This is a genomic window from Deltaproteobacteria bacterium, assembly GCA_030690165.1.
Taxonomy (GTDB): Bacteria; Desulfobacterota; GWC2-55-46; order UBA9637; family UBA9637; genus JACRNJ01.
The window spans coordinates 18,465-34,075 of sequence record JAUYHF010000051.1 but is presented as its reverse complement, the minus strand read 5'-3'; the positions used below and the strand labels follow the sequence as shown (position 1 = coordinate 34,075).

The 15,611-nt window shown below is 42.9% G+C and carries 18 protein-coding genes; all 18 read left to right on the top strand.

Features of this window, described 5'->3' with window-relative positions:
* The first annotated feature begins 42 nt into the window (after window positions 1–42).
* The 18 genes from Q8P28_08600 (at window position 43) to Q8P28_08515 (ending at window position 15,610) form a co-directional block, all read left to right on the top strand.
* On the top strand, window positions 43–2,172 hold the full coding sequence (locus tag Q8P28_08600; GenBank protein MDP2682847.1) for a DUF1926 domain-containing protein: 2,130 nt from the start codon (window positions 43–45) through the stop codon (window positions 2,170–2,172).
* Window positions 2,173–2,183: 11 nt separating this feature from the next.
* On the top strand, window positions 2,184–2,726 hold the full coding sequence (locus Q8P28_08595; protein MDP2682846.1) for an HAD-IIIA family hydrolase: 543 nt from the start codon (window positions 2,184–2,186) through the stop codon (window positions 2,724–2,726).
* A gap of 31 nt (window positions 2,727–2,757) precedes the next feature.
* A complete protein-coding gene (gene lptC, locus Q8P28_08590; protein ID MDP2682845.1) occupies window positions 2,758–3,309 on the top strand; it encodes an LPS export ABC transporter periplasmic protein LptC in 552 nt (183 codons plus the stop codon).
* On the top strand, window positions 3,275–3,892 hold the full coding sequence (gene lptA / locus Q8P28_08585; GenBank protein ID MDP2682844.1) for a lipopolysaccharide transport periplasmic protein LptA: 618 nt from the start codon (window positions 3,275–3,277) through the stop codon (window positions 3,890–3,892). The genes lptC and lptA overlap by 35 nt, the downstream gene beginning before the upstream one ends.
* On the top strand, window positions 3,883–4,608 hold the full coding sequence (lptB, locus tag Q8P28_08580; GenBank protein ID MDP2682843.1) for an LPS export ABC transporter ATP-binding protein: 726 nt from the start codon (window positions 3,883–3,885) through the stop codon (window positions 4,606–4,608). Before lptA ends, lptB begins: the two co-directional genes overlap by 10 nt.
* A gap of 3 nt (window positions 4,609–4,611) precedes the next feature.
* Complete coding sequence (rpoN, locus tag Q8P28_08575; GenBank protein MDP2682842.1) at window positions 4,612–6,051, top strand: RNA polymerase factor sigma-54; 1,440 nt, start codon at window positions 4,612–4,614, stop codon at window positions 6,049–6,051.
* Window positions 6,052–6,067: 16 nt separating this feature from the next.
* Complete coding sequence (raiA, locus tag Q8P28_08570; protein MDP2682841.1) at window positions 6,068–6,613, top strand: ribosome-associated translation inhibitor RaiA; 546 nt, start codon at window positions 6,068–6,070, stop codon at window positions 6,611–6,613.
* Between the two features lie 8 nt (window positions 6,614–6,621).
* Complete coding sequence (locus Q8P28_08565; protein ID MDP2682840.1) at window positions 6,622–7,086, top strand: PTS sugar transporter subunit IIA; 465 nt, start codon at window positions 6,622–6,624, stop codon at window positions 7,084–7,086.
* Window positions 7,083–8,057, top strand: a complete 975-nt coding sequence (gene hprK / locus Q8P28_08560; GenBank protein ID MDP2682839.1) for an HPr(Ser) kinase/phosphatase — start codon at window positions 7,083–7,085, stop codon at window positions 8,055–8,057. The genes Q8P28_08565 and hprK overlap by 4 nt, the downstream gene beginning before the upstream one ends.
* Window positions 8,054–8,917 (top strand): RNase adapter RapZ, encoded by an 864-nt coding sequence (gene rapZ, locus Q8P28_08555; protein ID MDP2682838.1) that lies wholly within the window; start codon window positions 8,054–8,056, stop codon window positions 8,915–8,917. Before hprK ends, rapZ begins: the two co-directional genes overlap by 4 nt.
* A 114-nt stretch (window positions 8,918–9,031) precedes the next feature.
* Window positions 9,032–9,436, top strand: a complete 405-nt coding sequence (locus Q8P28_08550; GenBank protein ID MDP2682837.1) for a hypothetical protein — start codon at window positions 9,032–9,034, stop codon at window positions 9,434–9,436.
* A 2-nt stretch (window positions 9,437–9,438) separates the two neighbouring features.
* A complete protein-coding gene (locus tag Q8P28_08545) occupies window positions 9,439–9,930 on the top strand; it encodes a PTS sugar transporter subunit IIB (GenBank protein MDP2682836.1) in 492 nt (163 codons plus the stop codon).
* Window positions 9,927–10,682 (top strand): PTS sugar transporter subunit IIC, encoded by a 756-nt coding sequence (locus tag Q8P28_08540; protein ID MDP2682835.1) that lies wholly within the window; start codon window positions 9,927–9,929, stop codon window positions 10,680–10,682. Before Q8P28_08545 ends, Q8P28_08540 begins: the two co-directional genes overlap by 4 nt.
* Window positions 10,679–11,485 carry a PTS system mannose/fructose/sorbose family transporter subunit IID gene (locus Q8P28_08535; GenBank protein ID MDP2682834.1) on the top strand — a complete coding sequence of 269 codons (807 nt, stop codon included), beginning with the start codon at window positions 10,679–10,681 and terminating at the stop codon, window positions 11,483–11,485. The genes Q8P28_08540 and Q8P28_08535 overlap by 4 nt, the downstream gene beginning before the upstream one ends.
* 1 nt (window position 11,486) lies before the next feature.
* A complete protein-coding gene (locus tag Q8P28_08530; GenBank protein MDP2682833.1) occupies window positions 11,487–11,774 on the top strand; it encodes an HPr family phosphocarrier protein in 288 nt (95 codons plus the stop codon).
* Window positions 11,774–13,543 (top strand): phosphoenolpyruvate--protein phosphotransferase, encoded by a 1,770-nt coding sequence (gene ptsP / locus Q8P28_08525; protein ID MDP2682832.1) that lies wholly within the window; start codon window positions 11,774–11,776, stop codon window positions 13,541–13,543. The genes Q8P28_08530 and ptsP overlap by 1 nt, the downstream gene beginning before the upstream one ends.
* A gap of 48 nt (window positions 13,544–13,591) precedes the next feature.
* Window positions 13,592–14,950: a DUF1015 domain-containing protein gene (locus tag Q8P28_08520; protein MDP2682831.1), complete on the top strand. Its 1,359-nt coding sequence runs from the start codon at window positions 13,592–13,594 to the stop codon at window positions 14,948–14,950.
* Window positions 14,951–14,962: 12 nt separating this feature from the next.
* Entirely contained in the window at window positions 14,963–15,610 is a 648-nt protein-coding gene (locus Q8P28_08515) for a tRNA (adenine(22)-N(1))-methyltransferase TrmK (GenBank protein ID MDP2682830.1), read from the top strand.
* Window position 15,611 lies beyond the last annotated feature (1 nt).

Genomic DNA, 15,611 nt, shown 5'->3' with positions numbered 1-15,611 from the left:
GATATGAATGACTATAAAGGCATATCTCTAAAAGGATAATACTTGCCAAATTTTATCTTCTGCATACATAACCACCAGCCTGTGGGCAATTTCGGGCATGTCATTGAAGACAGCTATAGAAATGCCTATCTTCCATTTCTCAAAGCCATTTTAAAATATCCGTCCGTAAAACTTTCATTTCACATCACAGGTTATCTTCTGGACTGGCTTCTGGAAAATCACATAGAGTATATTGAGCTGCTCAGGGAGATGGTAAATAAGGGACAGGTTGAGATGATGGGCGGGGGCTATTATGAGCCAATCCTTGCGGTTATACCGCCGCAGGACAGGGTCGGCCAGATACGGATGATGTTGGATAAGCTGGAAAATGTTTTCGGCAAAAGGCCAAGGGGGGTGTGGCTTGCAGAGAGGATATGGGAGCCGCAGTTGCCCCTGTATTTAAAAGAGGCCGGCATGGAGTATATTGTTGTGGACGACTATCATTTTATGAAGGCCGGACTGAGAAAAGAACAGTTGACAGGTTATTATGTAACAGAGGATTTGGGCAAGACTTTGAAGGTATTCCCGGGGAGCGAGCGCTTAAGATATATAATACCTTTTGAAACGGTTGATAAATTTTTGGAAAATATCAGATGGGTTGAGACACTTGGTCCTAATCCTGCAGCAATCTTTGCTGATGACGGCGAAAAATTTGGCACATGGCCGGGCACGCATCAATGGGTCTATAAAGAGGAGTGGCTTAAAAAATTTCTTGAAGCAGTAGTAGAAAATAAGGAGCTTGTTAAGCCGGTAACCTTTTCTGAATATATAGACGATAACGAACCGCTTGGAAGGGTCTATCTCCCCACAACATCTTATATAGAGATGGGTGAATGGGCGCTGCCTGCTGAGGCAGCTGAGACATATACTAATTTGATTAACGAAGTCAAGACATGGCAGGATGGAGAAAGGATTAGGAGATTTTTGCAGGGAGGTTTTTGGAGAAATTTCTTTGCCAAATATCCTGAGGCAAACTGGCTGCACAAGAGGATGCTGATGGTGAGCGAAGAAGTCAGAAGTAGCGGCGATTCGCGAATCGCCACTACTTCTCATTTATACATGGCGCAGTGCAATGACGCATACTGGCATGGGGTGTTCGGCGGGCTTTATCTGCCGCACCTCCGGAGGGCGGTTTATGAGCATCTGATTAAGGCGGAGAATCTTACAGAAACAGGGGTCTGGGAACAGGGGTCAGGGGTCAGGGGTAAAACAATTGACAGTTCACAGTTTACAGTTTACGAGAGAGATTTTGACGCGGATACATTTAATGAGATTCTTATCAGGACACCGCAGCTCAATCTTTTTTTTAGTCCTCATAACGGCGGTTCGCTTATAGAAATGGATTACAGGCCAAAGTGTGTAAATCTTTCCAACACGCTTTCAAGATGGGAAGAGGGTTATCATCATAGGGTCAAGGTAAAAAGCAGTGAGGCAAATAAAGGCGAGGCTAAGAGCATCCATGATTTAACCGTGTCAAAGGAAGAAGATCTGGAAAAATATCTCTTCTTTGACAAATATCAGAGGGTGTCTCTGGTCGACCATTTTTTGAAAAAGGAAGAGACGTTAGATGCCTTTAGAATGTCGGCGTATGAAGAGCTTGGCGATTTTATTGATAGGCCGTATGAGAGCAGGGGTCAGGGGTCAGGGGTCAGGGGTCAGCATGATAAAGGCTGCAATATTGTTTTAAGCAGAGAGGGGCATCGCATAAGGGTTGAAAAGGATCTGTCTGTAAAAGGTAATGAGATAGATATAAAATATCTTGCGACAAATCTTGAGCAGAATATCTTTGATGTAAAGTTCGGCGTAGAATTTAATCTTATCCTACCGTGCTGTGACGGGCCTGACGGTTTTTATGATGTTAGAGGAAAAGATATAAGAAATAAAGGACTTGGAAGCGCCGGAGAGATTGCCGGTATCAGACAGATAAGCATGGTGGATAAATGGACAAAGATGAGGGTGTCTTTCAGCTTTGATAAAGACACGTCCTTTTGGAGATTTCCAATAGAGACGGTTTCCCTTTCCGAGGCCGGGTTTGAAAAGATATTCCAGGGCTCATGTCTTTTATTTTTCTGGGACATCTCTATTGATAAGACATTTGAAACAGGTTTTAAAATTAAGATAGAATCAATTTAAAGGAAGCAGTCATGGCCAAAAAAATATCTCCCAATCTTATAAAAAAGATAAAGTCTGTAAAACTCCTTGCCCTTGATGTTGACGGCGTTATGACCGACGGTCGGATTATTTATGACGATGAGGGGAAAGAGACAAAGGTGTTTGATGTGAAGGACGGGCACGGCATAAAGCTCCTGATGCGGGCAGGGATAGATGTGGCGATAATCACTGCCAGAGAATCCAATGTTGTCCTTCACAGGGCAAAAAACCTCGGGATAGAGCTGGTATACCAGAAAGCTATGGATAAGGTTGCAGCGCTGGAGGATATATTGAAAAGGAAAGGGTTAATTTCAGAACAGGTTGCGTATATCGGAGATGAACTGGTTGACATACCGCTTTTACGCAAGGTCGGCTTTGCTGCTGCGGTTAAAGATGCAGTGGATGATGTAAAAAAGTATGTTGATTATGTGACGGTAAAAAACGGAGGCTGCGGCGCAGTCCGCGAGGTATGCGAGTTGATACTCAATACGCAGGGCAGATGGGCTGAGGTGATGGAAAAATCTTTACATATTTAATGAAAGTGGTATAATTTTTGCTATGAAACGCATGATTAAGCCTATCCTTGTTATATTTTTAGTTGCAGCGGTATTTGCTGTCGGGACATTCCTTTACATAAACAACAAAATACATAAAGGACTCCGCGGCACATTGGTAAAATCCTCTAAGGCGGACATAAGGATTGAGAAGGCCAGATATGTGGAGACCAGAGATGGCCGAAAGGAATGGGAGCTTGAGGCGGACTCAGCCCAGTATTTTAAAGATGACAATCTGACGGTTTTTGAGAATGTCCGGGTTATATTTTATTCTAAAAATGGAGAGAACTATACATTAATAGGAAGGGAAGGCAGGTTGAGGAATGACAGCAAGGATATGGATATTGTTGGAAATGTGGTGGTTACATCAACTGACAACTATCAACTTAAAACCGACTCGCTGCAGTATATCGCAGGGGTTAGACAGATAAGCACAAAAGACAGGGTGTTTTTTACAGGTCCGGGTATTCATATTGAAGGAACCGGATTTCTGGCAGATATGATAACAGAAAGGGTTTCTGTGCTTGCAAATGTCAGGACAGTGGTGCAAGATGCGGCGCTATAAAATTAAAAGAGGCGATAGCCCCCGATTGATTCTATCAGGGGTTATAGGTTATCGGTTATGGATTATTATACCTATTGCCTATTGCCTATTGTCTATTGCCTGTCTTAATAGTTTTGCCGGAGAAAAAAAAGTTGCTGCCCCCCCCTCTTCTGCCTCACCGTCGCCGGAAAGCCAGCCCATAACAATTACCTCAAACAATATGGAGGCGAGGAAGAAGGAGAATCTTGTTATATTTAAAGGCGATGTGAAGGCAGAGCAGAAGGATTATACGATTTATGCAAAAGAGTTGTATGTCTATTATGCCGACGGTAAAGAGATAAAAGAAATGATAGCAATAGAGAATGTAAGGATAGTTCAGTTGAATAAGGTGGCAACCGGAGCAAAGGCAGTTTACACCAGAGAGAACAGGACAGTTGTTCTTACAGGAAATCCGCAGGTAAAAGAGGATTGCGATGTTGTTAAAGGCGATAAGATAACCATCTTTCTGGATGAAGATAAAAGTTTGGTAGAAGGTGGCGCAAATAATAGAGTTAAGGCAGTTGTGCATCCAAAGGATGAAAAAAACAAGGTAAAATGCAAGTAATTAAGCTTTCAACCCATAATCTTATAAAATCCTTTAAAGGCAGAAGGGTAGTGGATGGGGTGGGCATGGAAGTCAGGCAGGGTGAGGTAGTAGGGCTTTTGGGGCCGAACGGGGCAGGCAAGACAACTATATTTTATATGGTAGTGGGCCTTATCGGTCCTGAATCCGGCGAGGTGTTTCTGGGCGAAGAGGATATTACGCATCTTCCGATGTATAAGAGGGCAAGGAAGGGCATAAGCTATCTTCCGCAGGAGCCGTCTGTTTTCAGAAAACTTACTGTAGAAGAAAATATTAAGGCAGTGCTTGAGTTTCTTGAGCTATCGGAGGATGAAGAGGAGGCGCGGCTTGCGGGTCTTCTTGAGGAGCTTGGCATAACCCATCTAAAGGGCAGCAAGGCATACGCCCTTTCAGGCGGCGAGAGGAGAAGGGTTGAGATAGCGCGGTCTCTGGTTAATTCGCCTTTATTCATATTATTGGATGAGCCGTTTGCGGGCATAGACCCGATAGCAGTGGCTGATATCCAGGATATAATAATCAAGTTGAAGAATAAAGGCATCGGTGTTTTGCTGACAGACCATAATTGGCGTGAGATACTTGGGATATGTGACAGGGCCTATATCATAGATGGAGGAAAGATAATAGAGGAAGGGACGCCTGACACGATAATGGAAAGTAAGAAGGCAAGGGAGTCGTATCTGGGGGAGAGGGTCAGATAACCTATGGCGCATGAAATAAGACAAGACATAAGATTGTCGCAGCAGTTGGTGATGTCGCCGCAGCTGCAATTGGCCATAAAGCTTCTACAGCTTTCAAGACTTGAGCTCGTGGAAATGGTGAGAGAAGAAATGGAGATCAATCCTACGTTAGAGGAAGATGGCGTCCAGGATGCCGCAGAGTCAACTTCTGATGCTCAATTGAACCCGCAAAAAGCAAGAGAGGTAGATTGGGAGGCATATTTAGAAAATTGTTATGAGAGGCCCATGAGGGGCGCCAACTTTTCAGAGGAATCAGAGGAATCTCCCATTGAGGCCACCCTTACTAAAAAGCCGACACTTGTGGAACACCTGATGTGGCAGCTTCATCTCTCATCTTTAACTTCAGAAGAGATGCTGGCTGGAGAATTTATAATAGGCAATATTGATGAAGACGGTTATTTAAGGATTGGTGAAAATAATGGGGATGAAACATCTTACTTAAAGTCTATAACGCAGGAAATTGCAACGGCAACCGGTGTAAGCGAAGATATTGTTGAGGGTACTATTAAGAAGATTCAGCAGTTTGACCCGATAGGCGTGGGTTCAAGAACCTTGAAGGAGTGTCTTTTAACACAAGCTGAATTCCTTGGCTGCAGGAACAGGATTGTTGAAGAGATAATCAACCATCATCTTAATAATCTTAAAAACAAGAATTATAAGAAAGTAGCGGTTGACTTAAATATCCCGATGGCTGATGTTATAGATGCAGTAAAGGTAATTATGGGGTTTTGCCCCCGTCCTGGCAGCACATACGGTCAGTCCGAAGCCAATTGGGTAATTCCTGACATATATATACAGAAGATGGACGGAGATTATGTAATATTTCTTAATGAAAACGGCCTTCCGAAATTGAAGATAAGCCCCTATTACATGACACTACTCGCTAAAAATGGGAGAGGAACCGACGCAACAAAGACGTATGTGCAGGAAAGACTTCGTTCAGCCAGATGGCTTATACAAAGCATTCACCAGAGGCAGCGCACCATATATAAGGTGGCGCAAAGCATCGTAAAATTTCAGAGAGAGTTTTTTGATAACGGCCCCTGTTTTGTAAAGCCCCTTATCCTGAAGGATGTGGCGGCAGATGTTGGAATGCATGAGTCTACCATAAGCAGGGTTACTTCAAATAAATATGCCCATACGCCGCACGGCATATTTGAGTTGAAATATTTTTTCAGCCCTAAGATAAATACAACCGATAGAGCAGATAATATGTCGGCTAAAAGTGTTGTGGAAAAGATTAAGAATATCTATGCCGCGGAGGACGCAACTAAACCGTTCTCCGACCAGAAGATATTGGAAATACTCAGAGACTCAGGGATAGATATTGCAAGGCGGACAATAACAAAATATAGAGAGGCTATGGGTATTCTCTCGGCCTGTAAGAGGAAGAGGTTGTTTTGAAAGGAGGATATTATAGATGCATGTTACAGTTATGTTCAGACATATAGATTCATCTGATGCGCTGAGGAATTATGCAGCAGACAAGATAGAGCGGGTGAAGAAGTATCTGATAGAGCCTATTGAGGCGCATTGGGTATTATCAGTGGAAAAATTCAGGCATATTGCCGATGTTACAATTGTGGCAAATGGGGTGACAATAAAGGGCGAAGAACAAACAGAAGACCTTTATTCCGCCATAGATAAGGTTATGGATAAGATAGAAAAACAGGTGAGGAGATATAAAGAAAAGATAAAAAATCATAAAGTAAGCAGTTCTGTCAGACCGCTATCCGCTAAACTTAATGTTCTTTCCCATGAGGGAGTTGATGAGGCATCCGGGCCGAAGGTAATAAAGACCGAAAACTTTTTTATAAAACCCATGTCCGCTGATGAGGCTGTTATGCAGATAAACCTTCTAAGTAATGACTTTATGGTGTTTACCGATTCGGCCTCTAACAATATAAATGTTCTGTACAGAAGAAAAGACGGCAATTACGGTTTGATAGACACCGGACAACGATAACACTTATCATGAAGCTTGCTGACATTCTAAACCAAGACTGCATAATACCCGACCTTAAAGGGCATGAAAAGCGTGAAGCGCTTGAAGAGATGGCGGCAGAACTTGCCTTCAGGTTTGCTGATATTAATAAGGATAAGCTCTTAGAGGCGATTCTTGAAAGGGAAAGGCTTGGCAGCACCGGCATTGGTTATGGCGTTGCAATACCTCATGTGCGGCTTAAAGGTGGGAATGCTATTGTCCTCCTCTTTGGCAGAAGCATTAAAGGGGTGGAATTTCAGGCTATGGATGAAAGGCCTGCCCATCTGTTCTTTCTGATAGCGGCGCCGGAAGATTCTAATACAGCGCATCTCAAGATACTGGCCAGAATATCCAGTCTTTTAAAAGACGCCGGATTTAGAAAGCAGCTTATGGAGGCATCTACCAAAGAAGAAATATATAACATAATAGTTGAAGAGGACAGGAAACTCAGTTGAATAAGACGGATAGGAATATTGTAAATATCACGGTAGATGAACTGTTAAAAGAGACCGCGGAAAGATTTGGATTTAGACTTGCGGGCGGCAAAAAAGGTCTTTTAAACAAGGTAACCACATCCCGAATCCAGAAACCAGGATTGTTATTAACAGGCCTGAAAGAACAGCTCCATCCGGAAAGGATACAGATTTTCGGAAAGGCTGAGATAGAATATTTAAACGGCCTCACTTCTGACAGGCTCAAAGAAACGCTTAAAAGGCTTAAGAAGGCAGCTACCCCTTGTTTTATAATTACAAAAAAGCAAAACCTCCCTGTTTTTTTATTCCGTCTTGCAGAAGAGAAGAACATTCCTCTTTTAACCACACATCTTACCACCTCCCTGTTTATTGAACGATTTACCAAATATCTGGAAGAAAGGCTGGCGCCAACGACAACCATACATGGCGTTTTTGTTGATGTCCTGGGTGTGGGTGTGCTGATACTGGGCAAGAGCGGCATCGGCAAGAGCGAGTGCGCATTAGACCTTATTACAAAAGGCTACAGGCTCATTGCAGACGATGCAGTTATAATAAAGAGGATATCTCCGACTACCCTTTTTGGCATAGCGTCTGATATTATAAAATACCACATGGAGGTAAGGGGGCTTGGCATTGTAAATGTGAAAGACCTGTTTGGCATCACTGCCATAAGGGAAAAGAAACAGATGGATGTTGTTGTGGAATTGGCGCAATGGGGTCATGACGAGGAATATGACAGGCTGGGTTTTGAGGAAGGGGTATATGAAATACTTGGGGTAAAACTCCCTTTTCACAGGATCCCTGTCAGCCCGGGCAGGAGTGTTGCTACAATAGTGGAGATTGCGGCCAGAAATCAACTGTTGAAGATAATGGGCTATCATTCAGCGTTGGAGTTTAAGAAAAGGCTGGATATGGCTGTAATGCAGAATAAAAAAGGTGAAGGCAGACCGTGAAAAATGTTAGCCTTATTATAATAAGCGGCCCTTCCGGGGCCGGTAAAAGCACAGCTATCAAGGTGTTAGAGGACTTAAATTTTTTCTGTGTTGACAATCTCCCTGTTGTGCTTATGCCGAAATTTATGGAACTTTCAAATCAATCTGCTGAAATAAGCAAGGTGGCAATTGTTGTGGATGTGAGGGAGAGGGAATTCCTTAAAGAGTTTCCGATCGTATTAAAGGAGATGACGGACAGCGGTTATAATGCAGAGCTTATATATCTGGAGGCATCTGATGATGCGCTTTTGAGACGCTTTAGCGAGACACGGCGAAGGCATCCGCTCTCAGAGGGGGAAAGCTCTCTGGACGGGATAAAACGGGAGAGGGATATGCTGGCTTCAGTAAAAACGGCAGCCACTAAAATTATAGATACCTCCGGATATAATGTTCACCAGTTAAAAGAGATTATAAGAGGATATTTTTCAGGCCCGCTATCGCAGGAGAAGATGGTTGTGCAGCTGGTTTCGTTTAGTTACAGATACGGCATCCCATCAGATGCGGATATGATAATGGATGTAAGATTTCTGCCCAATCCCTATTTTGTGGAGGGGCTTAAAGATTTGGACGGCAGGGACTCGAGGGCTAAGGAGTTTGTTTTAAACAAAGAAGAGACAAAGGAGTTCCTTGTCAGATTTGGAAACCTCCTCAATTTTCTTATCCCAAGCTACTTAAGGGAAGGGAAGACATATCTTACAATCGCCTTCGGCTGCACCGGCGGCAGACATAGATCTGTTTCAATAGTTGATTTTCTTGCAGATGAAATTTCCTTTGAAAGGTGTATTCTCAAGAAGCGGCATAGAGATATAGAGAGACAGTAAAAGATTGCAAATTGTAAATTGTAAAATGCAAATTGGACAATGCAAAAAGGAAAGACGTCTTTTCTTTCAATTTGCAGTTTGCAATTTGCATTTTTCAATGGAGCGAAGCGACTTATGATTGGCGCAATAATAATAACCCATGGAAAACTGGCAGAGGTTCTTGTTGCTACAGCCGAGGCCATAGCAGGCAGGCTGAAGAATGTAAGATGTATCTCTATTGATCCCTGTGACAGCGCAAAATGCATCAGCGATACAATTTCTAATACTATTAAAACTATAAACAAAGAGGATGGCGTCATAATCCTGACTGATATGTTCGGCGGTACGCCGTCAAACATAGGCCTTTCGTTCCTTGAACCAGGCAAAGTAGAGATATTGACAGGCGTGAATCTGCCAATGCTTCTGAAGTTTACCGGCCATAGAACTGATAAGACCCTCCCTGAACTGGCGATGCTTTTGAAGGAGTATGGCCAGAAAAGCATTGTGCTGGCGAGTGAGATGCTTAAGGGAAAGGTGTGAAAATGAGCATAGTGCTGATTAGAGTTGATGACAGATTGGTTCATGGCCAGATAGTGGAGGCATGGGCGCCCTTTTGCAAGGCAACGCGGGTTATAGTTGCAAGCGATGCGGTTAGAAATAATCTCATACAGAGGATTGCCATAGAGTCATGTAGTTCAACGGCCCTGGCGATAAAGGTTGAAGGCATAGAAGAAGCGCTAATAGATGTAATGTCAGAGGATATGAACAAAGAAAGGGTAATTATAATATTCTCTACCCTGAAGGAGCTATTGCAGGCATATAATAAAGGATTCATAATTTCCAATGTGAATATCGGGAATATCCATCATCATAACGCCCGTCAAGACGGGAGAGAGATTACCCCGTCTGTATACATTGACAAAGAGGATGAGGATATATTGCAATATCTCTTAAAACAGGGGATAGAGTTGGATATACGGGCTGTGCCCTCGGATAGGCATGTTGATATGTTAAAGGCAGGAGTGGGAAGTTGAAGGATGTTGTCTATCAGTGTTTTTTAGCGTCTGCAGCGGGCGGGCTTCTTTCCCTTGATAGAACTGCAGCCCTGCAGATAATGGTTTCAAGGCCGCTTGTTGCATCGCCTGTCATTGGTTATATATTGGGTGATGCAATGTCGGGTTTGTTGATAGGCGGGGTATTGGAACTCCTTTTTATTGGCGGACTTCCTATAGGAGGCTATATACCGCCTCATGAGACAATGCTGGCAGTAGTAATTACAGCCGTATCGCTTATAGGGCAAAAGACGTTAGGCGGAATGGATATTGCTGTCTTTCCCAATTGGTATTTGGGGGGATTTGGCAGCGCTGATATATTTTTTATTCTGGGTTTCGCAATTTTAATAGTAATCCCTATGGACATTATTTGCAGGAAAGCGGATGCCGCTGCGCGGGTTTTTAATGTACGGCTTTTTAATACTGTGCTTGCAGGATTGGACAAAGGGCTTATTAAAGCCGTTGGAACAAATAATCTGAAAGGGCTTGGTGTTTTTTTTGCCTTAAACCTTTTAACGATATTTGTTTTAACGTTTAGCGGCGTGCTGCTCGTGTATATATTATTGCCACTTTTGCCTCGTGTTGTTGTTATGTCTTTGCCATTTGCCGTTGGCGCCGCATGCGTAACAGGTCTTTCTTCTGCCTACAGCGCAGTATACGGCAGCAGGTCTCTGACTGTATTCTTAGTAACAATATTTTTTGCTGTTACTCTCCTTGCGGCGGTAATAAGATGATAGGCAGATTTACCATATTTAAGGTTTTTTTAAATTCCTTTTTCATTCAGTCCGCATGGAGTTTCGAAAAGATGCAAGGTCTTGGATTTGCGTCTGCAATAGCCCCTGCGATAAAGGATATTTACAAAGATAGAGACCAGGCCTCTGCAGCCTTTAAAAGGCATATGGTTTTTTATAATGCCCATCCATATATGGCGTCACCCATTCTTGGCGCTGTTATAAGAATGGAGGAAGAGGTGAAAGATGGGAAACTGGATGCAAAAGAAGTTGTTTCTTTTAAAGAAAGCCTTATAGGACCTTACGGCGCTATAGGAGATACATTTTTCTGGGGATCTGTAAGGCCCATTGCCTCTGTCCTCGGAGTTTTATCCGCGCTTATCTTACCTGGGGTCTCTGGGGGCCTCTGGGGGCCTATTGTGTTTCTTGTGGTATATAATCTTTTTCATATCTGGATGAGATGGTTCGGTTTGCATAAAGGATATAAACTCGGCGAGGATGTTGTAGAATATATCAAAACATTGGGATTGCCTGAGCAGGCTTTGAGGATTCGCATTATTGCTACAGGCCTTCTTGGCATCATGGTTGCAGCTTTGATATTTAAGCTGTTCAAGACAGGGATGTTTGGAATACAGCCTGTTCAGATTTATCAATTGTTTTTGATAACAGGTTTTATAACAACTGCGACGATATTATTATCCATATTTTTAAGAAAAGGGATATCCGTTTCTCTGGCGATTTATCTATTGTTTTTACCGGCAATTATATTTCTAATTGTTATGAATATGCTCCAAAGGGTTGGCTGATATGAATGCTAAAGAAAATTCTTATATCAAAAAGACATTTACCATAGTGAACAAGCTTGGTCTCCATGCAAGGGCGGCTGCGCAGTTTGTGCAGGCAGCAAACAAATTTGGCGCGGATATCTTTGTTGAGAAAGACGGTCAGGAGGTAAATGGAAAGAGTATTATGGGTGTAATGATGCTTGCTGCCGGATGCGGCAGCAAGATTATTATCAAGGCGAATGGGGTGGATGCAAAAGACGCAATTGCAGTATTACAGGCATTGATAGATGGGAAGTTTGGAGAAGAATAATGGTTGAACCCGGCAGAACTGACATTGTATTAAAGGGCATAGGCGTTTCACCAGGCATAAGCATTGGCGGGGCGTTTCTTGTGGAGGGCGGAAGATTGGAGACGCCTGCCTACTGTTATTTAGACTTGGCTTATATCCCGTTAGAGGTAAAACGGTTTAAAAAAGCGGTTCAGGAATCAAAGGATCAACTCCTGAAGATAAGAAATAAACTTTTAAATGATGTGAAGGGCAAAGAGCACATCCGCATCATTGATGCGCATCTTTTGATGCTGGAAGATAAGATGCTCATAGACGATACAATAAAGACCATTAAAAAGGAAAAGGTCAACGTAGAATGGGCTATCCGGATGGTCATGAAAGAGATAAGGGATTTCTTTGACTCTGTTGATGACGAATATATACGGGAGAGGGGTTCGGACATAGACCACATCTGCGACCGGGTTTTAAAAAATCTCATGGGGAAAAAACATGAGACCATTGCGGAGATAAAGGAAGAGGTAATCGTGATTGCCCATGACCTTGCGCCAACTGACACCGTCCAGATGGTGAAGGGGAAGGTTTTGGGATTTTTAACAGACATCGGCGGAAAGACATCCCATACAGCCATTGTGGCCAGGTCTCTTGAAATACCAGCAGTTGTCGGTCTGGAAAACATAACCCAGAAGGTAAATGCAGGAGATACGCTTATTATAGACGGCACAAGCGGCATGGTGGTCATAAACCCGTCTAAAAAGGTTATCAGGGACTATGAAAAGAAAAAGGGGCAGTACTCTGATTACGAGAAATTACTCCATCACTACAAAAAATTACCGGCTGAGATGCTGGACGGCAGAAGGGTAAGGCTTATGGGGAATATAGAAATGGTAGAAGAGATACCATCCCTTATTGACCACGGGGCTGAAGGTATCGGGCTTTACAGGACCGAGTTTTTATATCTGAACAGGAAAGATCTTCCTACCGAGGATGAACACTTCAAGGTTTATAAGGATGTAGTTGAAAGGGTTTCTCCTCACCCGACAATTATCCGCACACTTGACATAGGCGGAGATAAATTTCTTTCTCAGATGGAGCTTGCTCCGGAGATGAATCCCGCTATGGGACTGAGGGCTATCCGCTTTTGTCTCAAGGAGCCGGATATCTTTAAGACGCAGCTTAAAGGGGTACTTAGGGCCAGCGTATATGGAAATATTAAAATAATGTTTCCCATGATATCAGGGATGGAGGAACTGAGAAAGGCAAAGGCCATTATGGAGGAGGCCAAAGAAGAATTGAGGAAAGAGCAAAAACCATTTAATCCCAAGATATTTGTAGGCGCAATGATAGAGGTTCCGTCTGCTGCAATTATTGCAGATATCCTTGCAAGAGAGGTGGATTTTTTTTCCATAGGCACAAACGATCTTCTTCAGTATTCCCTTGCTATAGACAGGGTCAATGAGCATGTGGCATATTTATATGAACCCCTGCACCCGGCGGCGCTCCGTATTATAAAACATATTGTGGATGCGGCGCATAACGCCAACATTGCCGTTGGCGTATGCGGAGAGATGGCAGGTGAGCCGGAACACGCCCTGATTCTATTGGGCCTCGGATTAGACCAGTTGAGCATGAACGCCCTTTCAATCCTGAAGGTAAAAAAGATAATCAGGTCTATTAAGTATTCAGATGCAAAAGAGATAGCGGAGACTGCCCTTGCGTTTTCCACTGCCGGCGAGATAGAAAGATTTATAAGGGATGAGATGAAGAAGCGCTTCCCGGATGAATATAGTTAACAGACAGGTTAAGGCTGAGGTTCCTGTATTTATTAAAAGGAGATATGAATGGCAAAGATAGCGCCGTTTAGAGGCATACTCTACAATCCTAAAAAGGCGGGGGATTTAAACAAGGTGATGGCGCCGCCCTATGATGTAATTTCTCCTGAATTTCAGGGCAGGCTTTACGAGAGACATCCGCAAAATATTATAAGGCTGATACTTGGAAAGGTATTTCCAGACGACACCCCTGGCAATGACAGATATTCAAGGGCTGCTCTTGATTTTAAGAAATGGCAGGATGAGAAGACCCTTGTCAGGGATGTAAAACCCGCCATCTACTATTATGTTCAGGTCTACAAATTGAAGGATGGGCAGCGAAGGACACGAAAGGGTTTTATAGCGCTGGCAAAATTGGAGGAATTTGGCAAGGGCGGCATACATCCTCATGAAAAGACCCTTGCCGGTCCAAAGGCCGACAGACTCAAACTCATGGAGGCATGTCATACAAATTTCAGCTGCATATTTTCCATATATTCCGAGCCGCAAAAGATAGTAAACAGGCTTTTGGAAGACTGCTGTGTAAATGGTTCGCCTATTATTGATGTTTCGGATGACGATGGTGTTGAGAGTAAGGTCTGGAGGGTTGACAGGCCTGAAATAATAAAAAAGATTGCAGAGATTATGTCTCAAAAACCGCTCTTTATAGCGGACGGCCACCACAGATATGAAACTGCCCTGAACTACAGGAATATGATGAGAGAAAAATCGGATGATTACACAGGAAAAGAGGCATTCAACTATGTGATGATGTATTTTTCCAACATGGACGATGAGGGAATGACAATCATGCCTACCCACCGCATCATACACAATGTTTCGAAATTTGATTCAAAAACATTTTTTGCAAACTGCTCCCCATTTTTTAATATTGAAGAGATTAAATGGGATTTGAGGATTGAGCCAAAGGTTAGAAAGGAAGTTTATAGAAAAATGGAAGAAAAAGGGGCAGGGCTTCCCAGTTTTGGCCTTTATATAAATGGTATCGATTCATACTTTGTCCTTACATTAAAAGGAAAAGACATAATGGATAAGGCGTTTGGAAGTTCTATCTCCGAGGTTTTTAAATCCCTTGATGTTACAGTGCTTCATGCCCTTATCCTGAATAATATATTAGGCATAAGCAGCACGGCCCAGGAAAATCAGGAAAATATAGTATATGTTAAAGGGATGGACGAGGCAATTGAAGAGGCGCGAAAGGGTGGAAGGCAGATGGCATTTCTCCTGAATCCAACAAAGATTGAACAGGTAAAGGCGGTTGCGGCAGCAGGCCATGTTATGCCGCAGAAGTCTACATATTTCTACCCCAAACTTTTATCAGGCCTGTTGATAAATCCGATTGGCAGGGATGAGGTGGTAGAAGATTAGGAATTAGGAAATATGCCTTTAATCAATCCGGAGGAAACCCTTGACAAATTGGGGGAGTTCAGGATAATCCAGAAGAAAAACGGCTATAGATTTTCAGATGATTCTGTTCAGCTTGCCAATTTTGTCCTGCCTTTAAAACCTGATGATTCTGTCATTGACCTGGGCGCCGGTTCCGGGGTAATTCCTCTCATCCTTGCGCAAAAATCACAGATTCAAAATATTGTAGGGATGGAGATTCAAGAAGGTTTGGCGGATATTGCAAAGAGAAATGTTGTATTCAATAATCTCTCGTCAAGAATTAAGATAGTCAAAGGTGATTTGAGAGATATTATTCATCGCAGCCTTTTCAAAAAAGGTTCATTCTCTGTTGTTATCAGCAATCCTCCATATACAAAACACAAATCCGGCAGAATAAGCCCATCCAGCGAAAAGAGAGTCGCAAAGATGGAGATTACCTGCTCATTTTCTGACCTCATAAAAATTTCAAAATACCTTGTGGCTGAAAATGGAAGGCTCTGCTATATATACCCTCTGACAAGATTACAGGAAATGCTTTTTGTTCTTCAAGACAATGAGCTAAAAGTTAACAGGCTTGAATTTGTTTGTCCAAAATCAAATAGCAAGACTAAACGGTTTTTGATAGAGGCTGTGAGAAGATAGT

Coding starts and splice junctions, on each gene's coding strand:
- Q8P28_08595 (MDP2682846.1), top strand. CDS start 2,184: ATGGCCAAAAAAATATCTCCCAATCTTATAAAAAAGATAAAGTCTGTA.
- lptC (MDP2682845.1), top strand. CDS start 2,758: ATGATTAAGCCTATCCTTGTTATATTTTTAGTTGCAGCGGTATTTGCT.
- lptA (MDP2682844.1), top strand. CDS start 3,275: ATGTCAGGACAGTGGTGCAAGATGCGGCGCTATAAAATTAAAAGAGGC.
- lptB (MDP2682843.1), top strand. CDS start 3,883: ATGCAAGTAATTAAGCTTTCAACCCATAATCTTATAAAATCCTTTAAA.
- rpoN (MDP2682842.1), top strand. CDS start 4,612: ATGGCGCATGAAATAAGACAAGACATAAGATTGTCGCAGCAGTTGGTG.
- raiA (MDP2682841.1), top strand. CDS start 6,068: ATGCATGTTACAGTTATGTTCAGACATATAGATTCATCTGATGCGCTG.
- Q8P28_08565 (MDP2682840.1), top strand. CDS start 6,622: ATGAAGCTTGCTGACATTCTAAACCAAGACTGCATAATACCCGACCTT.
- Q8P28_08550 (MDP2682837.1), top strand. CDS start 9,032: ATGATTGGCGCAATAATAATAACCCATGGAAAACTGGCAGAGGTTCTT.
- Q8P28_08545 (MDP2682836.1), top strand. CDS start 9,439: ATGAGCATAGTGCTGATTAGAGTTGATGACAGATTGGTTCATGGCCAG.
- Q8P28_08535 (MDP2682834.1), top strand. CDS start 10,679: ATGATAGGCAGATTTACCATATTTAAGGTTTTTTTAAATTCCTTTTTC.
- Q8P28_08530 (MDP2682833.1), top strand. CDS start 11,487: ATGAATGCTAAAGAAAATTCTTATATCAAAAAGACATTTACCATAGTG.
- ptsP (MDP2682832.1), top strand. CDS start 11,774: ATGGTTGAACCCGGCAGAACTGACATTGTATTAAAGGGCATAGGCGTT.
- Q8P28_08520 (MDP2682831.1), top strand. CDS start 13,592: ATGGCAAAGATAGCGCCGTTTAGAGGCATACTCTACAATCCTAAAAAG.
- Q8P28_08515 (MDP2682830.1), top strand. CDS start 14,963: ATGCCTTTAATCAATCCGGAGGAAACCCTTGACAAATTGGGGGAGTTC.